The following is a 17,993-nucleotide window of genomic DNA, read 5'->3' as shown; positions in this document are numbered from 1 at the left end:
AAGAGTCTTGTCTGCAATGCATTTCCTCTGCTCCTCCCAAGCCCTCGCAGAAGGCCGCAGCCGCGCCTTCAGCGTAGCCGGTGAAACGCTGTTCGGCGTGCGCCGCCAGGGCCGGGTGTACCTGTACCGCAACTACTGCCCGCACCGCGGCATCACCCTGAACTGGGCACCGGACAGTTTTCTCGATGACAGCGCCAGCCTGATTCATTGCGCCCACCATGGCGCGCTGTTCCTGATCGAGTCCGGCGAATGCGTGTCGGGCCCCTGCGAGGGCGAGTCGTTGCAGGCCCTGGACTGCCACGAAGACAGCCAGGGCATCTGGCTCAAGGATTGAGCAATACCGGCAGGCGGCGATCGATGACGATCTGCTCGGCGTCAAGGCGTGCCCCATAGGCCAGCACCTCGACACCATCGGCCACCGCATCGCGCAGTGCCTGGGCATAGCCGGGGTCGATCTCTTCGGCCGGGCGTACCGCCTCGATGCCGGTGAGGTTGACGCAGTACAACTGCACGGCGCGAACACCCTGGCGGGCCAGTGCAGCGAGCTCGCGCAGGTGCTTGGCACCGCGTTGGGTCACCGCGTCAGGAAAGGCCGCCACCGCCGTATCGGGATAGCCCAGGGTCACACTCTTGACCTCGACATAAGCCGGGCCATCGGCGAACTCCAGGCGAAAATCCACGCGACTGCGCTCTTCGCCATAGGCCACCTCACGCTTGAGCGCGGTGAACCCGGCCAACTCGGTGATCACACCCGCGCGCAGGGCTTCCTCGACCAAGGCATTGGCCCTGCCGGTATTGACGCAGGCCATGCGCCCCTGGGGCGTTTCGCTGATCTCCCAGGTGCCCGGCAGCTTGCGCTTGGGGTCGTTGGAACGACTGAACCAGACCTGCCCGCCGTCGCGCATGCAATTGAGCATCGAGCCGGTATTCGGGCAGTGGATGGTCATCTGTTCGCCATTGGCCAGCTCGATGTCGGCCAGGAAGCGCTTGTAGCGGCGCAGCAGACGCGCCTGTTCGAGTTCGGGAAAAAACAGCATCAGGGTTGCCAGCTCCGCAGGCCACGGGCGATGCGCTGCACCGCTTCTTCCAGGCGCGCCAGGCTCTGGGTGTAGGCAAAGCGTACGTGATGCCCAGCCTGGTGACGGCCGAAGTCCAGCCCTGGCGTAAAGGCCAGGTGCTCGGTTTCCAGGAAATGGCGGCAGAAGGCGAAGGCATCGCCGCCGAAAGCACTGATGTCGGCATATAGATAGAAGGCGCCCTGCGGCTCCACGGCGATGCCGAAACCGAGCTCGCGCAAGGCGGGCAGCAGGTAGTCGCGGCGCCGGGCGAACTCGGCGCGGCGTTCTTCGAAAATGGCCAGGGTGCCAGGCTCGAAGCACGCCAGCGCAGCATGCTGGGCCATGCTCGGCGCGCTGATGTAGAGGTTCTGCGCCAGCTTTTCCAGGTCAGCCACGGCCGAAGGCGGCGCCACCAGCCAGCCGAGACGCCAGCCGGTCATGCCGAAATACTTGGAAAAACTATTCAGGACGAAGGCGTCGTCATCCACCTCCAGCACGCTCGGCGCGTCCATGCCGTAGGTCAGGCCATGGTAGATCTCGTCCACCACCAGGTGCCCATGATGCTCACGGGTGGCCCGGGACAAGCTGGCCAGGGCCTCACGGTCGAGCACGGTGCCGGTCGGGTTGGCGGGCGAAGCCACCAGCGCACCCACGGTATCCTTGTCCCAGTGCCGCTCGACCAGGTCGGCGGTGAGCTGGTAATTCACCTCCGGCCCCACCGGTACCAGTTGCGCGCCACCTTCGACCAGGCGCAGGAAATGGCGGTTGCACGGGTAGCCTGGGTCGGCCAGCAGCCAGTGCTTGCCCGGATCCACCAGCAGGCTGCTGGCCAGCAGCAGAGCGCCGGAACCTCCAGGCGTCACGAGGATGCGCTCGGGATCCACCGCCAGGCCATAACGCTGGCCGTAGAAACCTGCGATCGCCTCGCGCAACGCAGGCAGGCCACGGGCGGCAGTGTAGCGGGTGTGCCCTGCCGCGAGCGCGGCCTGCCCGGCTTCGACGATCGGCGCGGCCGTGGTGAAGTCCGGCTCGCCGATCTCCAGGTGGATCACATCATGGCCAGCCGCCTGCAGCTCGTTGGCACGCGCCAGCAGCGCCATGACATGGAAGGGTTCGATGGCGCGGCTGCGCGCACTGTAGGAGTGGGCCATGACCTTCTCTCAATTGAGTCTAAACTGGTGATTCTACTGTCGAGAAACACCGAACGGGCGACGCGGGCTGCTGTCAATACTTCGGATCGGGCGGGGTAGCGCACCCCCGATCTATCTGGTAAGTTCGGCGGCTCGCAGTCGCAGGGCCGGCGGTCGCCGGAGATGGAGCATCCTGCGCATTGGATCAGATGAGTGAGAGGCGGTCTATTCATGTCCACCGTAGAAAAGCAGAAAACCAATCAGACCATGTACGGTGTCGAGCCCTATAAGGAAACCAAGGGTGAAGAGTACATGGGCGAACCCATGCGCAATCACTTCACCAAGCTACTGGGCGCATGGAAGCTCGAGCTGATGACCAGTGTCGATCAGACCGTGAGCCATATGAAGGACGAAGCCGCCAACTTCCCGGACCCTGCGGACCGCGCGAGCCAGGAAGAAGAGTTCGCTCTGGAGCTGCGTAACCGCGACCGTGAACGCAAGCTGATCAAGAAGATCGACAAGACCTTGCAGAAGATCGTGGACGAAGAATACGGCTGGTGCGACTCCTGTGGCATCGAGATCGGCCTGCGCCGACTGGAAGCCCGTCCCACCGCAGACCTGTGCTTCGACTGCAAGGAAATTGCCGAGAAAAAGGAAAAGACGGTCGGCAAAGGCTGATCCTTCTTCCCTTCGAACGGGGCGCATCGAGCGCCCCGTTTCATTTATATGCCCAGCACATCCATGAACGACTCCCGCTATATCGGGCGATTCGCCCCCACCCCCAGTGGCTTCCTGCATTTCGGCTCGCTGGTCGCCGCCCTCGCCTCCTGGCTCGATGCCCGCGCCGTCGATGGGCGCTGGCTGCTGCGCATGGAGGACACCGATCCGCCCCGGGAAATGCCCGGTGCCCGTGACGCCATCCTGCAGACCCTCGAACGCTACGGCCTGGAGTGGGATGGCGAAGTGGTGTTCCAGAGCCAGCGTCATGAGGCCTACGCCACAGTGGTCAATCGCCTGTTCAGCATGGGCCTGGCCTACGCCTGCACCTGTTCGCGCAAGCAGTTGGAAGGGTATGGCGGCATCTATCCCGGTTTCTGCCGCAACGCTGGCCATGCCCGCGAAAATGCCGCCATCCGTATTCGGGTACCCGAACTGCTCTACCGCTTCAACGACCGCGTACAGGGGGAATACCAGCAGCACCTTGGACGCGAGGTGGGGGATTTCGTCATCCAGCGCCGCGACGGGCTGTATGCCTATCAACTGGCAGTGGTGCTGGACGATGCCTGGCAAGGCGTGACCGACATCGTGCGCGGCGCCGATCTGCTCGACAACACCCCGCGCCAGCTGTACCTGCAGGAACTACTGGGGTTCTCGCAACCGCGCTACCTGCACATTCCGCTGATCGTGCAGCCTGATGGACACAAGCTGGGCAAATCGTACCGTTCACCACCGCTGCAGGCGGACCAGGCTACACCGTTGCTGCTGCGCGCGTTACGGGCACTGGGGCAGGCAAGTGACCCGGCGCTGGAAGGCGCCAGTGCGGCAGAGGTACTGGCGGTGGCGCGCAGGCAGTGGAAACCTGAGGGGATTGCGCGGCGGTTGACGGTGCCGGAAGCAGATCTGCGCTGACGCGGCCGGCCCTCTCGCGAGGCAAACTCTGCACGATTCAAAACCCCAAGAAATTCAAACTCTTGGCGAACACCCCAGAATCCCGCTAGCATCGCCCCGGCCATTTGCGCCAATAATAAGAAGCTCAAATCCGCAGCGCCCTGCCATCGAGGCCCGCATGTATATCTATCGCTTGGTCCTGCTTCTGGTCGTGGGGATCTATCTGTTCTCCCCGGCCATCATGGACTGGTGGATCGAACCGACCGGAGCCTGGTACCGCCCGTATCTGCTCTGGCTGATCCTGATCGTCGTCACCTTCATCCTGCAGAGCCAACGAGATGCCGATGAGCTTTAGCCTTACCCAGATGATCCTGATCAGCGCCGCCTACCTGCTGGTGCTGTTCGGCGTGGCCTGGGTCAGCGAACGCGGGTTGATCCCGCGCTCGGTCATCCGCCACCCCCTGACCTACACCCTGTCGCTGGGCGTCTATGCCAGTGCCTGGGCGTTCTATGGTTCGGTAGGCCTGGCCTACCAGTACGGCTACGGCTTCCTCGCCTGTTACCTGGGCGTGTCCGGCGCCTTCCTGCTGGCACCGGTGCTGCTCTACCCGATTCTCAAGATCACCCGCACCTACCAGCTCTCCTCACTGGCCGACCTGCTGGCGTTCCGTTTCCGCAGCACCTGGGCCGGTGCCCTGACCACGGTGATCATGCTGATCGGCGTATTGCCGTTGCTGGCCCTGCAGATCCAGGCGGTGGCCGATTCCATCAGCATCCTGACCGGCGAGCCGGTCAAGGCGCGCGTGGCCTTCGCCTTCTGCGTGCTGATCATTCTCTTCACCATTTTCTTCGGCTCACGCCATATCGCCACCCGCGAGAAGCACGAAGGCCTTGTGTTCGCCATCGCCTTCGAGTCGGTGATCAAGCTGCTGGCCCTGGGCGGCATCGGCCTGTACGCCTTGTATGGGGTGTTCGGTGGGCCGCACGAGCTGGAAGTCTGGCTGCTGCAGAACCAGACGGCACTGGCCGCGCTGCACACGCCGTTGCAGGAGGGACCATGGCGCACGCTGCTGCTGGTGTTCTTCGCCTCGGCGATCGTCATGCCGCACATGTACCACATGGCCTTCACCGAGAACCTCAGCCCGCGCTCGCTGGTCAGCGCCAGCTGGGGCCTGCCGCTGTTCCTGCTGCTGATGAGCCTGGCGGTGCCGCTGGTGCTATGGGCTGGCCTGCGCCTGGGTGCCAGCACCAACCCGGAATACTTCACCCTGGGCCTGGGCATCGCCGCCAACAACGAGGCACTGGCCTTGCTCGCCTACGTCGGCGGTCTGTCAGCGGCCAGCGGCCTGATCATCGTCACCACCCTGGCACTCTCGGGCATGGCCCTCAACCACCTGGTGCTGCCGCTCTACCAGCCCCCTGCCGAGGGCAACATCTATCGCTGGCTGAAATGGACGCGCCGCGCGCTGATCGTCGCGATCATCACCGCAGGCTTCGTCTTCTACCTGACCCAGAATACCCACCAGAGCCTGGCCAACCTGGGCATCGTCGCCTTCGTCGCCACGCTGCAGTTCCTGCCGGGCGTACTTTCGGTACTGTACTGGCCAACCGCCAATCGACGCGGCTTCATCGCCGGCCTGCTGGCCGGCACACTGGTGTGGATGGTCACCATGCTGCTGCCGCTGCTGGGCAATGTGCAGGGCTTCTACATCCCGCTGCTGAACATGATCTACGTGCTGGACGACACCAGCTGGCACATGGCGGCCATCGCCTCGCTGGCGGCCAACGTGCTGCTGTTCACCCTGATCTCGCTGTTCACCAATGCCAGCAGCGAGGAGGTCAGCGCCGCCGAGGCCTGCGCAGTGGACAATGTGCGCCGCCCGCAACGTCGCGAACTGCATGCGGCCTCACCCCAGGAGTTCGCTACCCAACTGGCCAAGCCACTGGGCGCCAAGGCCGCGCAAAAAGAAGTCGAGCAGGCCCTGCGTGACCTCTACCTGCCCTTCGACGAACGCCGCCCCTACGCCCTGCGTCGCCTGCGTGACCGCATCGAGGCCAACCTCTCGGGGCTGATGGGCCCCAGCGTAGCCCAGGACATGGTCGAGACTTTCCTGCCCTACAAGTCCGGTAACGAGAACTACGTCACCGAAGACATTCACTTCATCGAAAGCCGTCTCGAGGACTACCACTCGCGCCTGACCGGCCTTGCCGCCGAGCTCGATGCGCTGCGTCGCTACCACCGGCAGACGCTGCAGGAATTGCCCATGGGTGTCTGCTCGCTGGCCAAGGACCAGGAAATCCTGATGTGGAACCGGGCCATGGAGGAGCTGACCGGCATCGCCGCCAAGCACGTGGTCGGTTCGCGCCTGGTGACCATCGCCGAACCTTGGCGCGGGTTGCTGCAAGGCTTCATCGACCTTCCCGACGAGCACCTGCACAAGCAACGCCTGGCCCTCGATGGCCAGCCACGCTGGCTCAACCTGCACAAGGCGGCCATCGACGAGCCGCTGGCCCCGGGTAACAGCGGCCTGGTGCTGCTTGTCGAAGACCTCACCGAGACCCAGGCCCTGGAAGAGAAGCTGGTGCACTCCGAGCGCCTGGCCAGTATCGGCCGCCTGGCTGCGGGCGTGGCTCACGAGATCGGCAACCCGATCACCGGCATCGCTTGCCTGGCGCAGAACCTGCGCGAGGAACGCGAAGGCGACGGCGAGATCATCGAACTGTCGAGCCAGATCCTCGAACAGACCAAGCGTGTCTCGCGCATCGTCCAGTCGCTGATGAGCTTCGCCCACGCCGGTGGCAGCCACCAGAATACCGAAGAGCCCGTGTCGCTGGCCGAGGTCGCGCAGGATGCCATCGGTCTGCTGGCGTTGAATCGGCGCAATTTCGAAGTACAGTTCTTCAATCTTTGCGACCCGGACCACTGGGCCGAAGGTGACCCGCAACGCCTGGCCCAGGTGCTGATCAACCTGCTGTCCAACGCCCGCGACGCCTCGCCACCCGGCAGCGCCGTGCGTGTGCGCAGCGAAGCGAGCGAGCATACCGTCGACCTTATCGTCGAAGACGAGGGCAGCGGTATTCCGAAGAACATCATGGATCGCCTGTTCGAGCCCTTCTTCACCACCAAGGACCCTGGCGAGGGAACCGGACTGGGGCTCGCTCTGGTCTATTCCATCGTGGAAGAGCATTATGGGCAAATCACCATCGACAGCCCGGCCGATCTCGATCGGCAACGTGGCACACGGATCCGCGTGACCCTGCCCCGGCATGTCGTAGCGACGTCCCCTGAAATTCGAGACCGTCGAGAGAATTGAATCAATGCCGCACATTCTGATCGTCGAAGACGAAACCATCATCCGTTCGGCCCTGCGTCGTCTGCTCGAGCGAAACCAGTACCAGGTCAGCGAAGCCGGCTCGGTGCAGGAAGCCCAGGAACGCTTCAGCATTGCCACCTTCGACCTGATCGTCAGTGACCTGCGCCTGCCCGGGGCACCGGGCACCGAGCTGATCAAGCTCGGCCAGGGCACGCCGGTGCTGATCATGACCAGCTACGCCAGCCTGCGCTCGGCGGTCGACTCGATGAAAATGGGTGCGGTGGACTACATCGCCAAGCCTTTCGACCATGACGAGATGCTCCAGGCTGTCGCGCGCATCCTGCGCGACCGGCAGAATGCCCCGGTCGCCACTGCGGCCACGGCAGACGTGCGCAGCAACGGCAAAGCACCAGGGGCTGAAAAGCAGACCGGCGCCTCGGCCAACGGCGAGATCGGCATCATTGGCTCCTGCCCCCCTATGCAGGACCTGTACAGCAAGATCCGCAAGGTCGCCCCTACCGACTCCAATGTCCTGATCCAGGGCGAGTCCGGTACCGGCAAGGAGCTGGTCGCCCGTGCCTTGCACAACCTCTCGCGACGCGCCAAGGCACCGATGATCTCGGTGAACTGCGCGGCCATCCCGGAAACGCTGATCGAATCCGAGCTGTTCGGCCATGAGAAAGGCGCCTTCACCGGCGCCAGCGCTGGCCGTGCCGGCCTGGTCGAGGCAGCGGACGGCGGGACCCTGTTCCTGGACGAGATCGGTGAATTGCCGTTGGAGGCCCAGGCTCGACTGCTGCGTGTGCTGCAGGAAGGCGAGATCCGCCGGGTCGGCTCGGTACAGTCGCAAAAGGTCGATGTGCGCCTGATCGCCGCGACCCACCGTGACCTGAAGAACCTGGCCAAGTCCGGCCAGTTCCGCGAAGACCTTTATTACCGTCTGCACGTCATCGCCCTGAAACTGCCCGCCTTGCGCGAGCGCGGTAGCGACGTCAACGAGATTGCCAACGCCTTCCTCGCCCGACAGAGCGCACGCATCGGCCGTGACGACCTGCATTTCTCCAGCGATGCCGAGCAAGCCATCCGCCATTACAGCTGGCCGGGTAACGTCCGTGAGCTGGAGAATGCCGTCGAGCGCGCGGTCATTCTCAGTGAAAGCCCGGAAATATCCGCCGACCTGCTGGGCATCGACATCGAACTGAGCGGCCTGGAGGACGACGACCTCCTCGACAGCCTGCCGGTGGTCGGAGGTGTCGGTGGTAACAACGCCAGCCACGAGCCGACGGAAGACCTGTCGCTGGAGGATTACTTCCAGCACTTCGTCCTCGAACACCAGGACCACATGACCGAGACGGAGCTGGCCCGCAAGCTGGGTGTGAGCCGCAAGTGCCTGTGGGAGCGTCGCCAGCGCCTGGGGATTCCGCGGCGCAAGAGCAACGTCGCCAGCGAAAACTGATACCTCCACAGCTCTATAGCGCCGACCCTGGGTCGGCGCTTTGCATTCAGGGGCCAGCCCCCGATGACACCTGCCCCCTCATCAGGCGGTAACACCGGTTACCATGAAAAATCTGTTACCTCAGCCGCCCGCGACGTAACAAACCGAGGCATACGGTAACGAAATTTCTACATTCCCCCGCCTTTCGGGCTGACCGAAAATCCGCAACCCCTTGATTTCATTGGATTTGAAAAAGTTGGCACGCCACCTGCTATATCTTTCGTACAAGAACAATAACAAGCACTGCTACTCAGAATAAGAACAAGACGAAACGGCTCACGCATAACAAGAACAAGACGGCGGAGGCGCAGCTAACTGATTCTTTTGGAGAGGAGTTGTGTTTGGGGCTTGCCCCACAACCAGGCAGAGAACAACAAAAACTGCACTAAAGCAGCGCCTGAACTGGTTGGATCGATTGATCAGCATAGCATCAGCGACCAAAGCAATCCGTTTGCTCTTCACCCCTTGATTTGGGGTCGTCCACACGCTTCAAGCTGTGTGGACAGGGCACTCAACAAAAACAAGAAGCCCGATAAAAAAACAATAAGAGCACGCAACGACTTGATGGGGAGCTTAGGCTCCCCATGTCGTTTCTCCCCGCCTTAATCGCCTTTCGGCACCGCCTACACCATTCCGCCAGTAAATGCTAGAATCCCCCGCCATCATGCGGCCATTCTCCTAGTCTTGGCCGAACATTCCTTCAAACAGTGCATCCCATGCTGAAGAAGCTGTTCCAGTCGTTCCGTCCTCCCATCAGTGGTCAGCACCACAGGCGCACCACGCCTGAAGTGATCAACAAGAGCCAGCACTCGCTGCAGCGCAGCCAGTTCAGCCGCCACGCCGTGAGCATCGTCGAGCGCCTGCAGGGCGCCGGCTACCAGGCCTACCTGGTCGGCGGCTGCGTGCGCGACCTCCTGCTGGGCATCACCCCCAAGGATTTTGACGTCGCCACCAGCGCCACGCCCGAACAGGTGCGTGCCGAATTTCGCAATGCCAGGATCATTGGCCGGCGCTTCAAGTTGGTCCACATCCATTTCGGCCGCGAAATCATCGAAGTCGCCACCTTCCGCGCCCATCACAGCGAAGATGACCAGGGTGACAGCCACCGTTCGTCGCACAACGCCAACGGGCGAATCCTGCGCGACAACGTCTACGGCACCCTCGAAGACGACGCCCAGCGTCGCGACTTCACCATCAACGCCCTGTACTACGATCCGGTCAGCGAGCGCATCCTGGACTATGCCAATGGCGTCCACGACATTCGCAACCGCCTGCTGCGCCTGATCGGCAACCCGACCCACCGCTACCAGGAAGACCCGGTGCGCATGCTGCGCGCGGTGCGTTTCGCCGCCAAGCTCGACTTCGGCATCGAGAAGCACACCGTCCAGCCAATCCGCGAACTGGCCAAGCTGCTGCGCGAAATCCCGCCGGCGCGCCTGTTCGAGGAAGTGCTCAAGCTGTTCCTGTCCGGCCAGGGGGCAATCGCCTTCGAGATGCTGGTCGACCTGGACCTGTTCGAGCCCCTGTTCCCGGCCAGCGCCCATGCCCTGGATGAACGCCCGACCTACACACACACCCTGATCAGCCAGGCTCTGGCCAACACCGACCTGCGCGTCAAGCAGGGCAAACCGGTGACCCCGGCCTTCCTGTTCGCCGCACTGCTGTGGCCTGCCCTGCCGGCACGCGCACTGTACCTGCAGAGCCAGGGCGTACCGCCGATTCCGGCGATGAACGAAGCCGCCCACGACCTGATCGCCGAACAGTGCCAGCGCATTGCTATTCCCAAGCGCTTCACCCTGCCGATCCGCGAAATCTGGGACATGCAGGAACGCCTGCCGCGGCGCAGCGGCAAACGTGCCGACATGCTGCTGGACAACCCGCGCTTCCGCGCCGGCTACGACTTCCTGCTGCTGCGCGAAAGTGCCGGCGAGGAAACCGATGATCTGGGCCAATGGTGGACCGACTACCAGGACGCCCACGACAGCGAACGCCGCGACATGATCCGCGAGCTGGGTAGCCGTGACGAAGGCTCGGGGCCAGCCCCGCGCAAACGCAAGCGCAGCAACAGCAAGCGCAAGAGCGGCGGTGGCGACGAGGCCTTCGACTGAATATGCCGGTACGCGCCTATATTGGCCTGGGCAGCAATCTCGACGCCCCCGCCGAGCAACTGCGCAGCGCCCTCCAGGCGCTGGATCAGATCGCCGGGACGCGCCTGGTGGCCACTTCGGCGTTGTACACCAGTGACTCCCTGCTGCCCGGCCAGCCGCGCTACACCAATGCGGTCGCTGCCCTCGACACCGACCTGGCACCGTTGGCGTTGCTCGATGCCCTGCAGGGTATCGAGAACGACCAGGGTCGGGTGCGCAAGGAGCGCTGGGGCCCGCGCACACTCGACCTGGATGTACTGCTGTTCGGCGATCAGCTCATCGATGTGCCACGCCTGAAAGTGCCGCATTACCACCTGCATGCCCGCCCCTTCGTCCTTTATCCACTGGCCGAACTGGTCCCTGACGACTTCCATCTGGCAGACGGCCGCAGCCTCGCGCAACTGCTCCAGGACTGCCCGTTCGTCGGGCTGGAACGCTTGTAATCCGGGCGTTTCAGCCATCGGTAACGCCAGTAACACCCTGATCGTAACAATGCGGTAACAGGGTGATTGACTTCCCCCCCATCGCTCACGACTATAGGCGTCCCGCGGCGCCCGTATGCCGCATCACACCCATTTAGGCCCGGACAGCCCTGTGACCGAACATCACGCACGATGATGTGCCGCTCCGGAAGATGAATACACGCGTTGTACGCAGTCGTTTTTCACAGCGCCTGAACGAGGATTTCGCTACATGCCTGAAGTAACCCTGACCACCCTGCATGGCCTGAAGGCCAAGGGTGAGAAAATCACCATGCTGACCTGCTACGACGCTACCTTCGCCAAGGCCGCCAGCCAGGCCGGCGTCGAGGTGCTGCTGGTTGGCGATTCGCTCGGCATGGTCCTGCAGGGCCATGACAGCACCCTGCCCGTCACCACCGACGACATGGCCTACCACACCGCCTGCGTCAAACGCGGCAACGACGGTGCGCTGATCCTGGCCGACCTGCCCTTCATGGCCCATGCCACGCTCGAGCAGTCGTTCGCCAACTGCGCCAAGCTGATGCGCGCCGGTGCGCACATGATCAAGGTCGAAGGTGCCGCCTGGCTGGCCGAAACCATCCGTCTGCTGGCCGACCGCGGCGTGCCGGTGTGCGCGCACATGGGCCTGACCCCGCAGACCGTCAACGTGCTCGGTGGTTACAAGGTCCAGGGGCGCCAGGAAGGCCAGGCGCAACAGATGCGCGCCGATGCCATCGCCCTCGAGCAGGCTGGCGCCGCCATGCTGCTGCTCGAATGCGTGCCCAGCGAGCTGGCCACGGAGATTTCCCAGGCGGTGAGCATTCCAGTAATCGGTATCGGTGCCGGCAGTGGTACCGACGGTCAGGTACTGGTGCTGCACGACATGCTGGGCCTGTCGCTCAGCGGTCGCGTGCCGAAATTCGTGAAGAACTTCATGGCTGGCCAGCCCGATATCCAGAGCGCCCTGGCGGCCTACGTCAAGCAGGTCAAGGACGTGAGTTTCCCAGCACCTGAGCACGGGTTCAGCGCATGAATACCGTCAAGACTGTCCGCGAACTGCGCGCCGCCGTAGCGCGCGCCCGCGGCGAAGGCAAGCGTATCGCCTTCGTCCCGACCATGGGCAACCTGCACAGCGGCCATGCCGCGCTGGTGACCAAGGCCGCCCAGCGCGCCGACTTCGTGGTAGCCAGCATCTTCGTCAACCCGCTGCAGTTCGGCGCAGGCGAAGACCTCGACAAATACCCACGCACCCTCGCCGCCGACCAGGAAACCCTGTTGCAGGCCGGTTGCCATCTGCTGTTCGCGCCCACGGTCGAAGAAATGTACCCCGACGGCATGACCGTGCAGACGCGGGTGAGCGTGCCACAACTGTCCGAAGGCCTGTGCGGCGCCAGCCGCCCCGGGCACTTCGAGGGTGTGGCGACGGTGGTCAGCAAGCTGTTCAACATGGTCCAGCCGGATCTGGCCGTGTTTGGCGAGAAAGACTACCAGCAGTTGGCGGTCATCCGCGCCATGGTGCGTGACCTGAACATGCCAATCCAGATCATCGGTGAGCCGACCGTGCGGGCTGAAGACGGATTGGCGCTGTCTTCGCGCAACGGTTATCTCAACGCTGAGCAACGCGCTGCGGCACCTGCGCTGTACCAGGCGCTGGGCCAACTGGCCGAAGGTATTCGTCGCGGGCGACGCGACTTCGCGGCATTGCTCGACGAGGGCCAGGCCAAACTGGTGGCGGCCGGGTTCCGCCCGGACTACCTGGAAGTGCGTCATGCACTGACCCTGAAGCCTGCGCAGCCGGACGATCGCGACCTGGTGATTCTGGGGGCGGCGTATCAGGGGAGCACGCGGTTGATCGACAACCTCTACCTGCATCTGGACGAGCCTTCGGCGTAATCCAGACCGGCCTCTTCGCAGCACTACGTGCGAGGAGGCCGCAACTGCCCTACCCTGTCCCGAAACCCCGCAAAAATTTCATCCTCCTCCTGCCCCTGACCATTCCCGCCGCCTGACCAATGCCTATAATGGGCCTCTCCTGCAACTGGCAAAGACTGCCAGTGTCAAAGCCTGACCATGCCCCAAGGAAACCATCCGCAATGGCGTATTACCGCACTCCCCACGATGTGACGGCCCTGCCCGCCTGGCAGGCGCTCCAGCAGCACCGCGATGCCATGCAGGGATTCAGCATGCGCGACGCCTTCGCAGCCGACCCCAAGCGCTTCGAGCAATTCTCGCTCAGCAGCTGCGGCCTTTTTCTCGATTACTCGAAGAACCTGATCAACGAAAAGACCCGCGAACTGCTGGTCGAACTGGCCCAGGAAGTCGGCCTGGCTGATGCGATCAAGTCGATGTTCAGCGGCGAGATCATCAACGGCTCCGAAGGCCGTCCGGTACTGCACACCGCCCTGCGCCGCCCGGTTGGCGACAAGCTCAGCGTGGGCGGCGTCAACGTGATGCCCGAAGTGCACAAGGTTCTCAACCAGATCACCGAACTGGTCGGCCGCATCCACGACGGCCTATGGCGCGGCTACAGCGAAAAGCCGATCACCGACGTGGTCAACATCGGCATCGGCGGCTCCTTCCTCGGCCCCGAACTGGTTTCCGAGGCCCTGTTGCCCTACGCCCAGCGCGGCGTTCGCTGCCACTACCTGGCCAACATCGACGGCAGCGAGTTCCACGAACTGTCAGCCAACCTGCGCGCCGAAACCACCCTGTTCATCGTTTCGTCGAAGTCGTTCAACACCCTCGAAACCCTGAAGAACGCCATGGCGGCACGCACCTGGTACCTGGCCCAGGGCGGCTCGGAAGCCGAGCTCTATCGCCACTTCATCGCAGTCTCCAGCAACAAGGCCGCCGCCGTGGCCTTCGGCATTCGTGAAGAAAACATCTTCCCGATGTGGGATTGGGTGGGCGGGCGCTATTCGCTGTGGTCGGCCATTGGCCTGCCGATCGCCCTGGCCATCGGTACTGCCAACTTCAAGGAACTGCTGTCCGGCGCCTATACCATGGACCAGCATTTCCAGACCGCGCCGTTCGAAAAGAACATGCCAGTCCTGCTGGCCCTGCTCGGCGTTTGGTACGGCAACTTCTGGAATGCCAGCAGCCACGCGATCCTGCCGTATGATCACTACCTGCGTAACATCACCAAACACCTGCAACAGCTGGACATGGAGTCCAACGGCAAGAGCGTATTGACCGACGGTTCCCCGGTGAAAACCGAGACCGGCCCGGTGATCTGGGGTGGCGTTGGCTGCAACGGTCAGCACGCCTATCACCAGTTGTTGCATCAAGGCACCCAGATGATTCCGGCCGACTTCATCGTGCCGGTGGTGAGCTTCAACCCGGTGGCCGACCATCACCAGTGGCTGTATGCCAACTGCCTGTCGCAGAGCCAGGCGCTGATGCTGGGCAAGACTCGCGAGGAAGCCGAGACCGAGCTGCGCGCCAAAGGCCTGAACGAAGCAGATATCGAAAAGCTGGCACCGCACAAGGTGATTCCGGGCAACCGTCCGAGCAACACCCTGGTGGTCGAGCGCATCAGCCCACGCCGCCTCGGCGCGCTGGTGGCGATGTACGAGCACAAGGTCTTCGTGCAGAGCGTGGTCTGGGGCATCAACGCCTTCGACCAGTGGGGCGTGGAGCTGGGCAAGGAGCTGGGCAAGGGCGTCTACCAGCGTCTGGTCGGCAGCCTGGAAGACAGCGCCGAAGATGGCTCGACCCAAGGGCTGATCAACTACTTCCGCGGGCGTCACCGCGGTTGACCTGAACGCTGAATTCGCGGGCTCGCCCGCGAAGAGGCCAGCACAGGTTGAACAACAGTTCCAGCTACACTGTCCATCGAATAGCCGTTGAAGTCCCTCCGACAAGAGCAGGACCACCCGCCATGTTCGATATCCGCGACTACCCCCAGGCCCTGTCTGTCAGCCAGGCCGCCGAACTCTCCGACGCAGATTACCGCCGCCTCTACCGCCAGTCGGTGGACGACCCCGATACCTTCTGGGCCGAGCAGGCCAAACGCCTGGACTGGATCAAGCCCTGGTCGAGCGTGCAACAGTGCGACCTCAAGACCGGCACCGCACGCTGGTTCGATGGCGCCCAGCTCAACGTCAGTTACAACTGCATCGACCGCCATCTCGACAAACGTGGCGACCAGACCGCCCTGCTCTGGGAAGGCGACGACCCGAAAGACGCCAGACCGATCACCTACCGCGAGCTGCATCGCGAGGTCTGCCGCCTGGCCAACGCCCTGAAGGCCCGCGGCGTGAAGAAAGGCGACCGGGTCTGCATCTACATGCCGATGATCCCCGAAGCCGCCTACGCCATGCTCGCCTGCACGCGGATCGGCGCCATTCACTCGGTGGTGTTCGGCGGTTTCTCCCCCGATGCCCTGCGCGACCGCATCCTCGATGCCGACTGCCGCACGGTGATCACTGCCGACGAGGGCGTGCGCGGCGGCAAGCGTATCCCGCTCAAGCAGAACGTCGACAAAGCCCTGGCCAATTGCCCGGATGTCAGCAGTGTGCTGGTGGTCAAGCGCACCGGGGGCGATGTGGCCTGGAGCGAAGGACGCGACCTCTGGTACCACGAAGCCACCGAGCACGCCGGCGACGACTGCGCCCCCGAACCGATGGCCGCCGAAGACCCGTTGTTCATCCTCTACACCTCAGGCAGCACTGGCAAACCCAAGGGCGTGCTGCACAGCACGGCGGGCTACCTGTTGCAGGCAACGATGACGTTCAAGGTGGTGTTCGACTACCGCGACGGCGAAGTCTTCTGGTGCACCGCCGACGTCGGCTGGGTCACTGGCCACAGCTACATCGTCTATGGCCCGCTGGCCAACGGTGCCATCTCGCTGATGTTCGAAGGCGTGCCCAACTACCCGGATATCTCGCGTTTCTGGCAGGTGGTCGACAAGCATCAGGTGAACATCTTCTACACCGCGCCCACGGCCCTGCGCGCCTTGATGCGCGAAGGCAACGCACCGTTGCAGGGTACCTCGCGCAAGAGCCTGCGGCTGCTCGGCAGCGTCGGCGAGCCGATCAACCCTGAAGCCTGGGAATGGTATTTCGAAGCCGTGGGGCAAAAGCGCTGCCCCATCGTCGACACCTGGTGGCAGACCGAGACCGGCGGCATCATGCTCACCCCTCTGCCCGGCACACCACGGCTGAAGCCCGGCTGTGCCACGCAACCGATGTTCGGTGTACAACCGGTGCTGCTGGACGAAAAAGGCAAACCGATCGAAGGCCCTGGTGCCGGCCTGCTGGCGATCAAGGCCAGTTGGCCAGGGCAGATCCGTAGCGTCTATGGTGATCACCAGCGTATGGTCGACACCTACTTCAAACCCATGCCCGGCTACTACTTCACCGGCGATGGCGCACGCCGCGATGCTGACGGCGACTACTGGATCACCGGGCGTATCGACGATGTGATCAACGTATCCGGCCATCGCATCGGCACCGCCGAGGTAGAGAGTGCGCTAGTCCTGCACGACAAGGTCGCCGAAGCTGCGGTGGTCGGCTACCCCCACGACCTCAAGGGCCAGGGCGTGTATGCCTTCGTCACCACGATGAATGGCATCACCGCGGACGATGCGCTCAAGGCCGAGCTGCTGGCGCTGGTCAGCAAGGAGATCGGCAGCTTCGCCAAACCCGAGCTGATCCAGTGGGCACCGGCCTTGCCCAAGACCCGCTCGGGCAAGATCATGCGGCGTATACTGCGCAAGATCGCCTGCAACGAACTGGACAACCTCGGCGATACCTCGACCCTCGCAGACCCCAGCGTGGTCCAGGGTCTCATCGACACACGCCTCAACCACTAGACGGCCGCCAGGCGGCCAGTACAGGTCGCCATGGAAGCCTTACGTCGCCGCATCGAAACCCAGGTCATGAGCCTCACCGGGCTGGCCCTCGGCCAGCTCGACCTGGAGTCCCCCAAGGGTGACCCGGGCCTGTTCGGCCCGCAAAGCGTCAGCTGGCAAGTACATGGTGATTTCCCCAGCATGCTGATCGGCGGCATCAGCGCATTGATGCTGCAACTGCTGCATCCACTGGCACTGGCCGGGGTCTGGGATCACTCGAATTTTCGCGAAGACCTGCTCGGCCGGCTGCGCCGCACCAGTCAGTTCATCTCCGGTACGACCTTCGGCTCGAAGCGAGATGCCGAATGGTTGATCGACAAGGTCCGCAGCATCCACCTCAAGGTGGTCGGTACCGCTCCCGACGGACGCCATTACGCGGCCAGCGACCCGGACCTGCTGACCTGGGTGCACGTGGCGGAGGTCAGCAGTTTTCTCGCCGCCCACCTGCGCTACTGCAACCCACGGCTGTCAGTGGCTGACCAGGATGCCTACTACGACGAGATCGCCTTGATCGCCGAGCGCCTGGGCGCCCGAGACGTCCCGCGTTCATGTCGTCAGGTGGACGACTACCTACAGCACATGCGCCCACAACTGCACTGCGATGCCCGCAGCCTGGAGGTGGTCGGCATACTGCTCGAAGCCCCGGCGCCCAGCCGGCTGGCAGAGCCCGTCGGCAAGCTGATGCTGCACGCGGGCATCGACTTGCTGCCCGATTGGGCCAGCGCCCTGCTCGGTCTGCACCAAGGCCCCCTGCAGCGCCGCATGGTGCGCCTGGGCGTGGAGCGTACAGCGCCCGTGTTGCGCTGGGCCATGCGCGACGGTTCGGCGCACCGCGCCCGGCGGCGGATGGGCTTGCCCTGAGAGTTCTCCGATGTATCGGAACTGATTTGACGTGCCATACTCCAAGCACCTCCGCTCGAGACAGA

15 protein-coding genes are annotated in these 17,993 nt (G+C 63.5%); 13 read left to right on the top strand and 2 right to left on the bottom strand.

Going from position 1 to position 17,993, the window contains the following annotated elements; genetic code table 11:
- The first annotated feature begins 16 nt into the window (after positions 1–16).
- A complete protein-coding gene (locus ACMGGG_RS01465; RefSeq protein ID WP_065861599.1) occupies positions 17–334 on the top strand; it encodes a Rieske (2Fe-2S) protein in 318 nt (105 codons plus the stop codon).
- On the opposite strand, the gene sfsA is transcribed toward ACMGGG_RS01465, so the two are convergent.
- Positions 324–1,037 carry a DNA/RNA nuclease SfsA gene (gene sfsA / locus ACMGGG_RS01460; protein ID WP_054892593.1) on the bottom strand — a complete coding sequence of 238 codons (714 nt, stop codon included), beginning with the start codon at positions 1,035–1,037 and terminating at the stop codon, positions 324–326. The two genes, ACMGGG_RS01465 and sfsA, sit on opposite strands and share 11 nt — an antisense overlap.
- Positions 1,037–2,209, bottom strand: a complete 1,173-nt coding sequence (locus ACMGGG_RS01455; protein WP_054892594.1) for a pyridoxal phosphate-dependent aminotransferase — start codon at positions 2,207–2,209, stop codon at positions 1,037–1,039. Before ACMGGG_RS01455 ends, sfsA begins: the two co-directional genes overlap by 1 nt.
- A 210-nt stretch (positions 2,210–2,419) precedes the next feature.
- On the opposite strand from ACMGGG_RS01455, the gene dksA reads away from it, so the two are divergent.
- The 12 genes from dksA to ACMGGG_RS01395 all read left to right on the top strand — a co-directional run bounded on the left by dksA (position 2,420) and on the right by ACMGGG_RS01395 (position 17,928).
- Complete coding sequence (gene dksA / locus ACMGGG_RS01450; RefSeq protein ID WP_063542764.1) at positions 2,420–2,866, top strand: RNA polymerase-binding protein DksA; 447 nt, start codon at positions 2,420–2,422, stop codon at positions 2,864–2,866.
- 63 nt (positions 2,867–2,929) lie between these two features.
- Positions 2,930–3,817: a tRNA glutamyl-Q(34) synthetase GluQRS gene (gene gluQRS, locus ACMGGG_RS01445; protein WP_414154749.1), complete on the top strand. Its 888-nt coding sequence runs from the start codon at positions 2,930–2,932 to the stop codon at positions 3,815–3,817.
- 157 nt (positions 3,818–3,974) lie between these two features.
- Positions 3,975–4,151, top strand: coding sequence for a hypothetical protein (locus ACMGGG_RS01440; protein WP_003250005.1), 177 nt, complete (start codon positions 3,975–3,977; stop codon positions 4,149–4,151).
- Positions 4,135–7,110 (top strand): sensor histidine kinase, encoded by a 2,976-nt coding sequence (locus ACMGGG_RS01435; protein WP_162714346.1) that lies wholly within the window; start codon positions 4,135–4,137, stop codon positions 7,108–7,110. The genes ACMGGG_RS01440 and ACMGGG_RS01435 overlap by 17 nt, the downstream gene beginning before the upstream one ends.
- Before the next feature lie 4 nt (positions 7,111–7,114).
- A complete protein-coding gene (locus ACMGGG_RS01430) occupies positions 7,115–8,566 on the top strand; it encodes a sigma-54-dependent transcriptional regulator (protein ID WP_414154748.1) in 1,452 nt (483 codons plus the stop codon).
- A 755-nt stretch (positions 8,567–9,321) separates the two neighbouring features.
- Positions 9,322–10,713, top strand: coding sequence for a polynucleotide adenylyltransferase PcnB (locus ACMGGG_RS01425; RefSeq protein WP_065861593.1), 1,392 nt, complete (start codon positions 9,322–9,324; stop codon positions 10,711–10,713).
- A 2-nt stretch (positions 10,714–10,715) separates the two neighbouring features.
- Positions 10,716–11,195 carry a 2-amino-4-hydroxy-6-hydroxymethyldihydropteridine diphosphokinase gene (gene folK / locus ACMGGG_RS01420; RefSeq protein ID WP_063542753.1) on the top strand — a complete coding sequence of 160 codons (480 nt, stop codon included), beginning with the start codon at positions 10,716–10,718 and terminating at the stop codon, positions 11,193–11,195.
- Positions 11,196–11,445: 250 nt separating this feature from the next.
- A complete protein-coding gene (gene panB, locus ACMGGG_RS01415; protein ID WP_063542751.1) occupies positions 11,446–12,246 on the top strand; it encodes a 3-methyl-2-oxobutanoate hydroxymethyltransferase in 801 nt (266 codons plus the stop codon).
- A complete protein-coding gene (gene panC, locus ACMGGG_RS01410) occupies positions 12,243–13,106 on the top strand; it encodes a pantoate--beta-alanine ligase (RefSeq protein WP_054892602.1) in 864 nt (287 codons plus the stop codon). The genes panB and panC overlap by 4 nt, the downstream gene beginning before the upstream one ends.
- A gap of 200 nt (positions 13,107–13,306) precedes the next feature.
- The gene (pgi, locus tag ACMGGG_RS01405) at positions 13,307–14,971 is read left to right on the top strand and encodes a glucose-6-phosphate isomerase (RefSeq protein ID WP_112897274.1); all 1,665 of its coding nucleotides are present in this window, start codon (positions 13,307–13,309) and stop codon (positions 14,969–14,971) included.
- Between the two features lie 122 nt (positions 14,972–15,093).
- Positions 15,094–17,028, top strand: coding sequence for an acetate--CoA ligase (acs, locus tag ACMGGG_RS01400; protein ID WP_153774507.1), 1,935 nt, complete (start codon positions 15,094–15,096; stop codon positions 17,026–17,028).
- Positions 17,029–17,058: 30 nt separating this feature from the next.
- Positions 17,059–17,928: an oxygenase MpaB family protein gene (locus ACMGGG_RS01395; RefSeq protein WP_414154747.1), complete on the top strand. Its 870-nt coding sequence runs from the start codon at positions 17,059–17,061 to the stop codon at positions 17,926–17,928.
- The last annotated feature ends 65 nt before the right edge of the window (positions 17,929–17,993 follow it).

This window comes from Pseudomonas sp. BNK-44-b (genome assembly GCF_047456245.1).
GTDB lineage: Bacteria > Pseudomonadota > Gammaproteobacteria > Pseudomonadales > Pseudomonadaceae > Aquipseudomonas > Aquipseudomonas machongensis.
The sequence above is the reverse complement of the archived record's forward strand: the minus strand, read 5'-3'. Positions and strand labels throughout refer to the sequence as shown.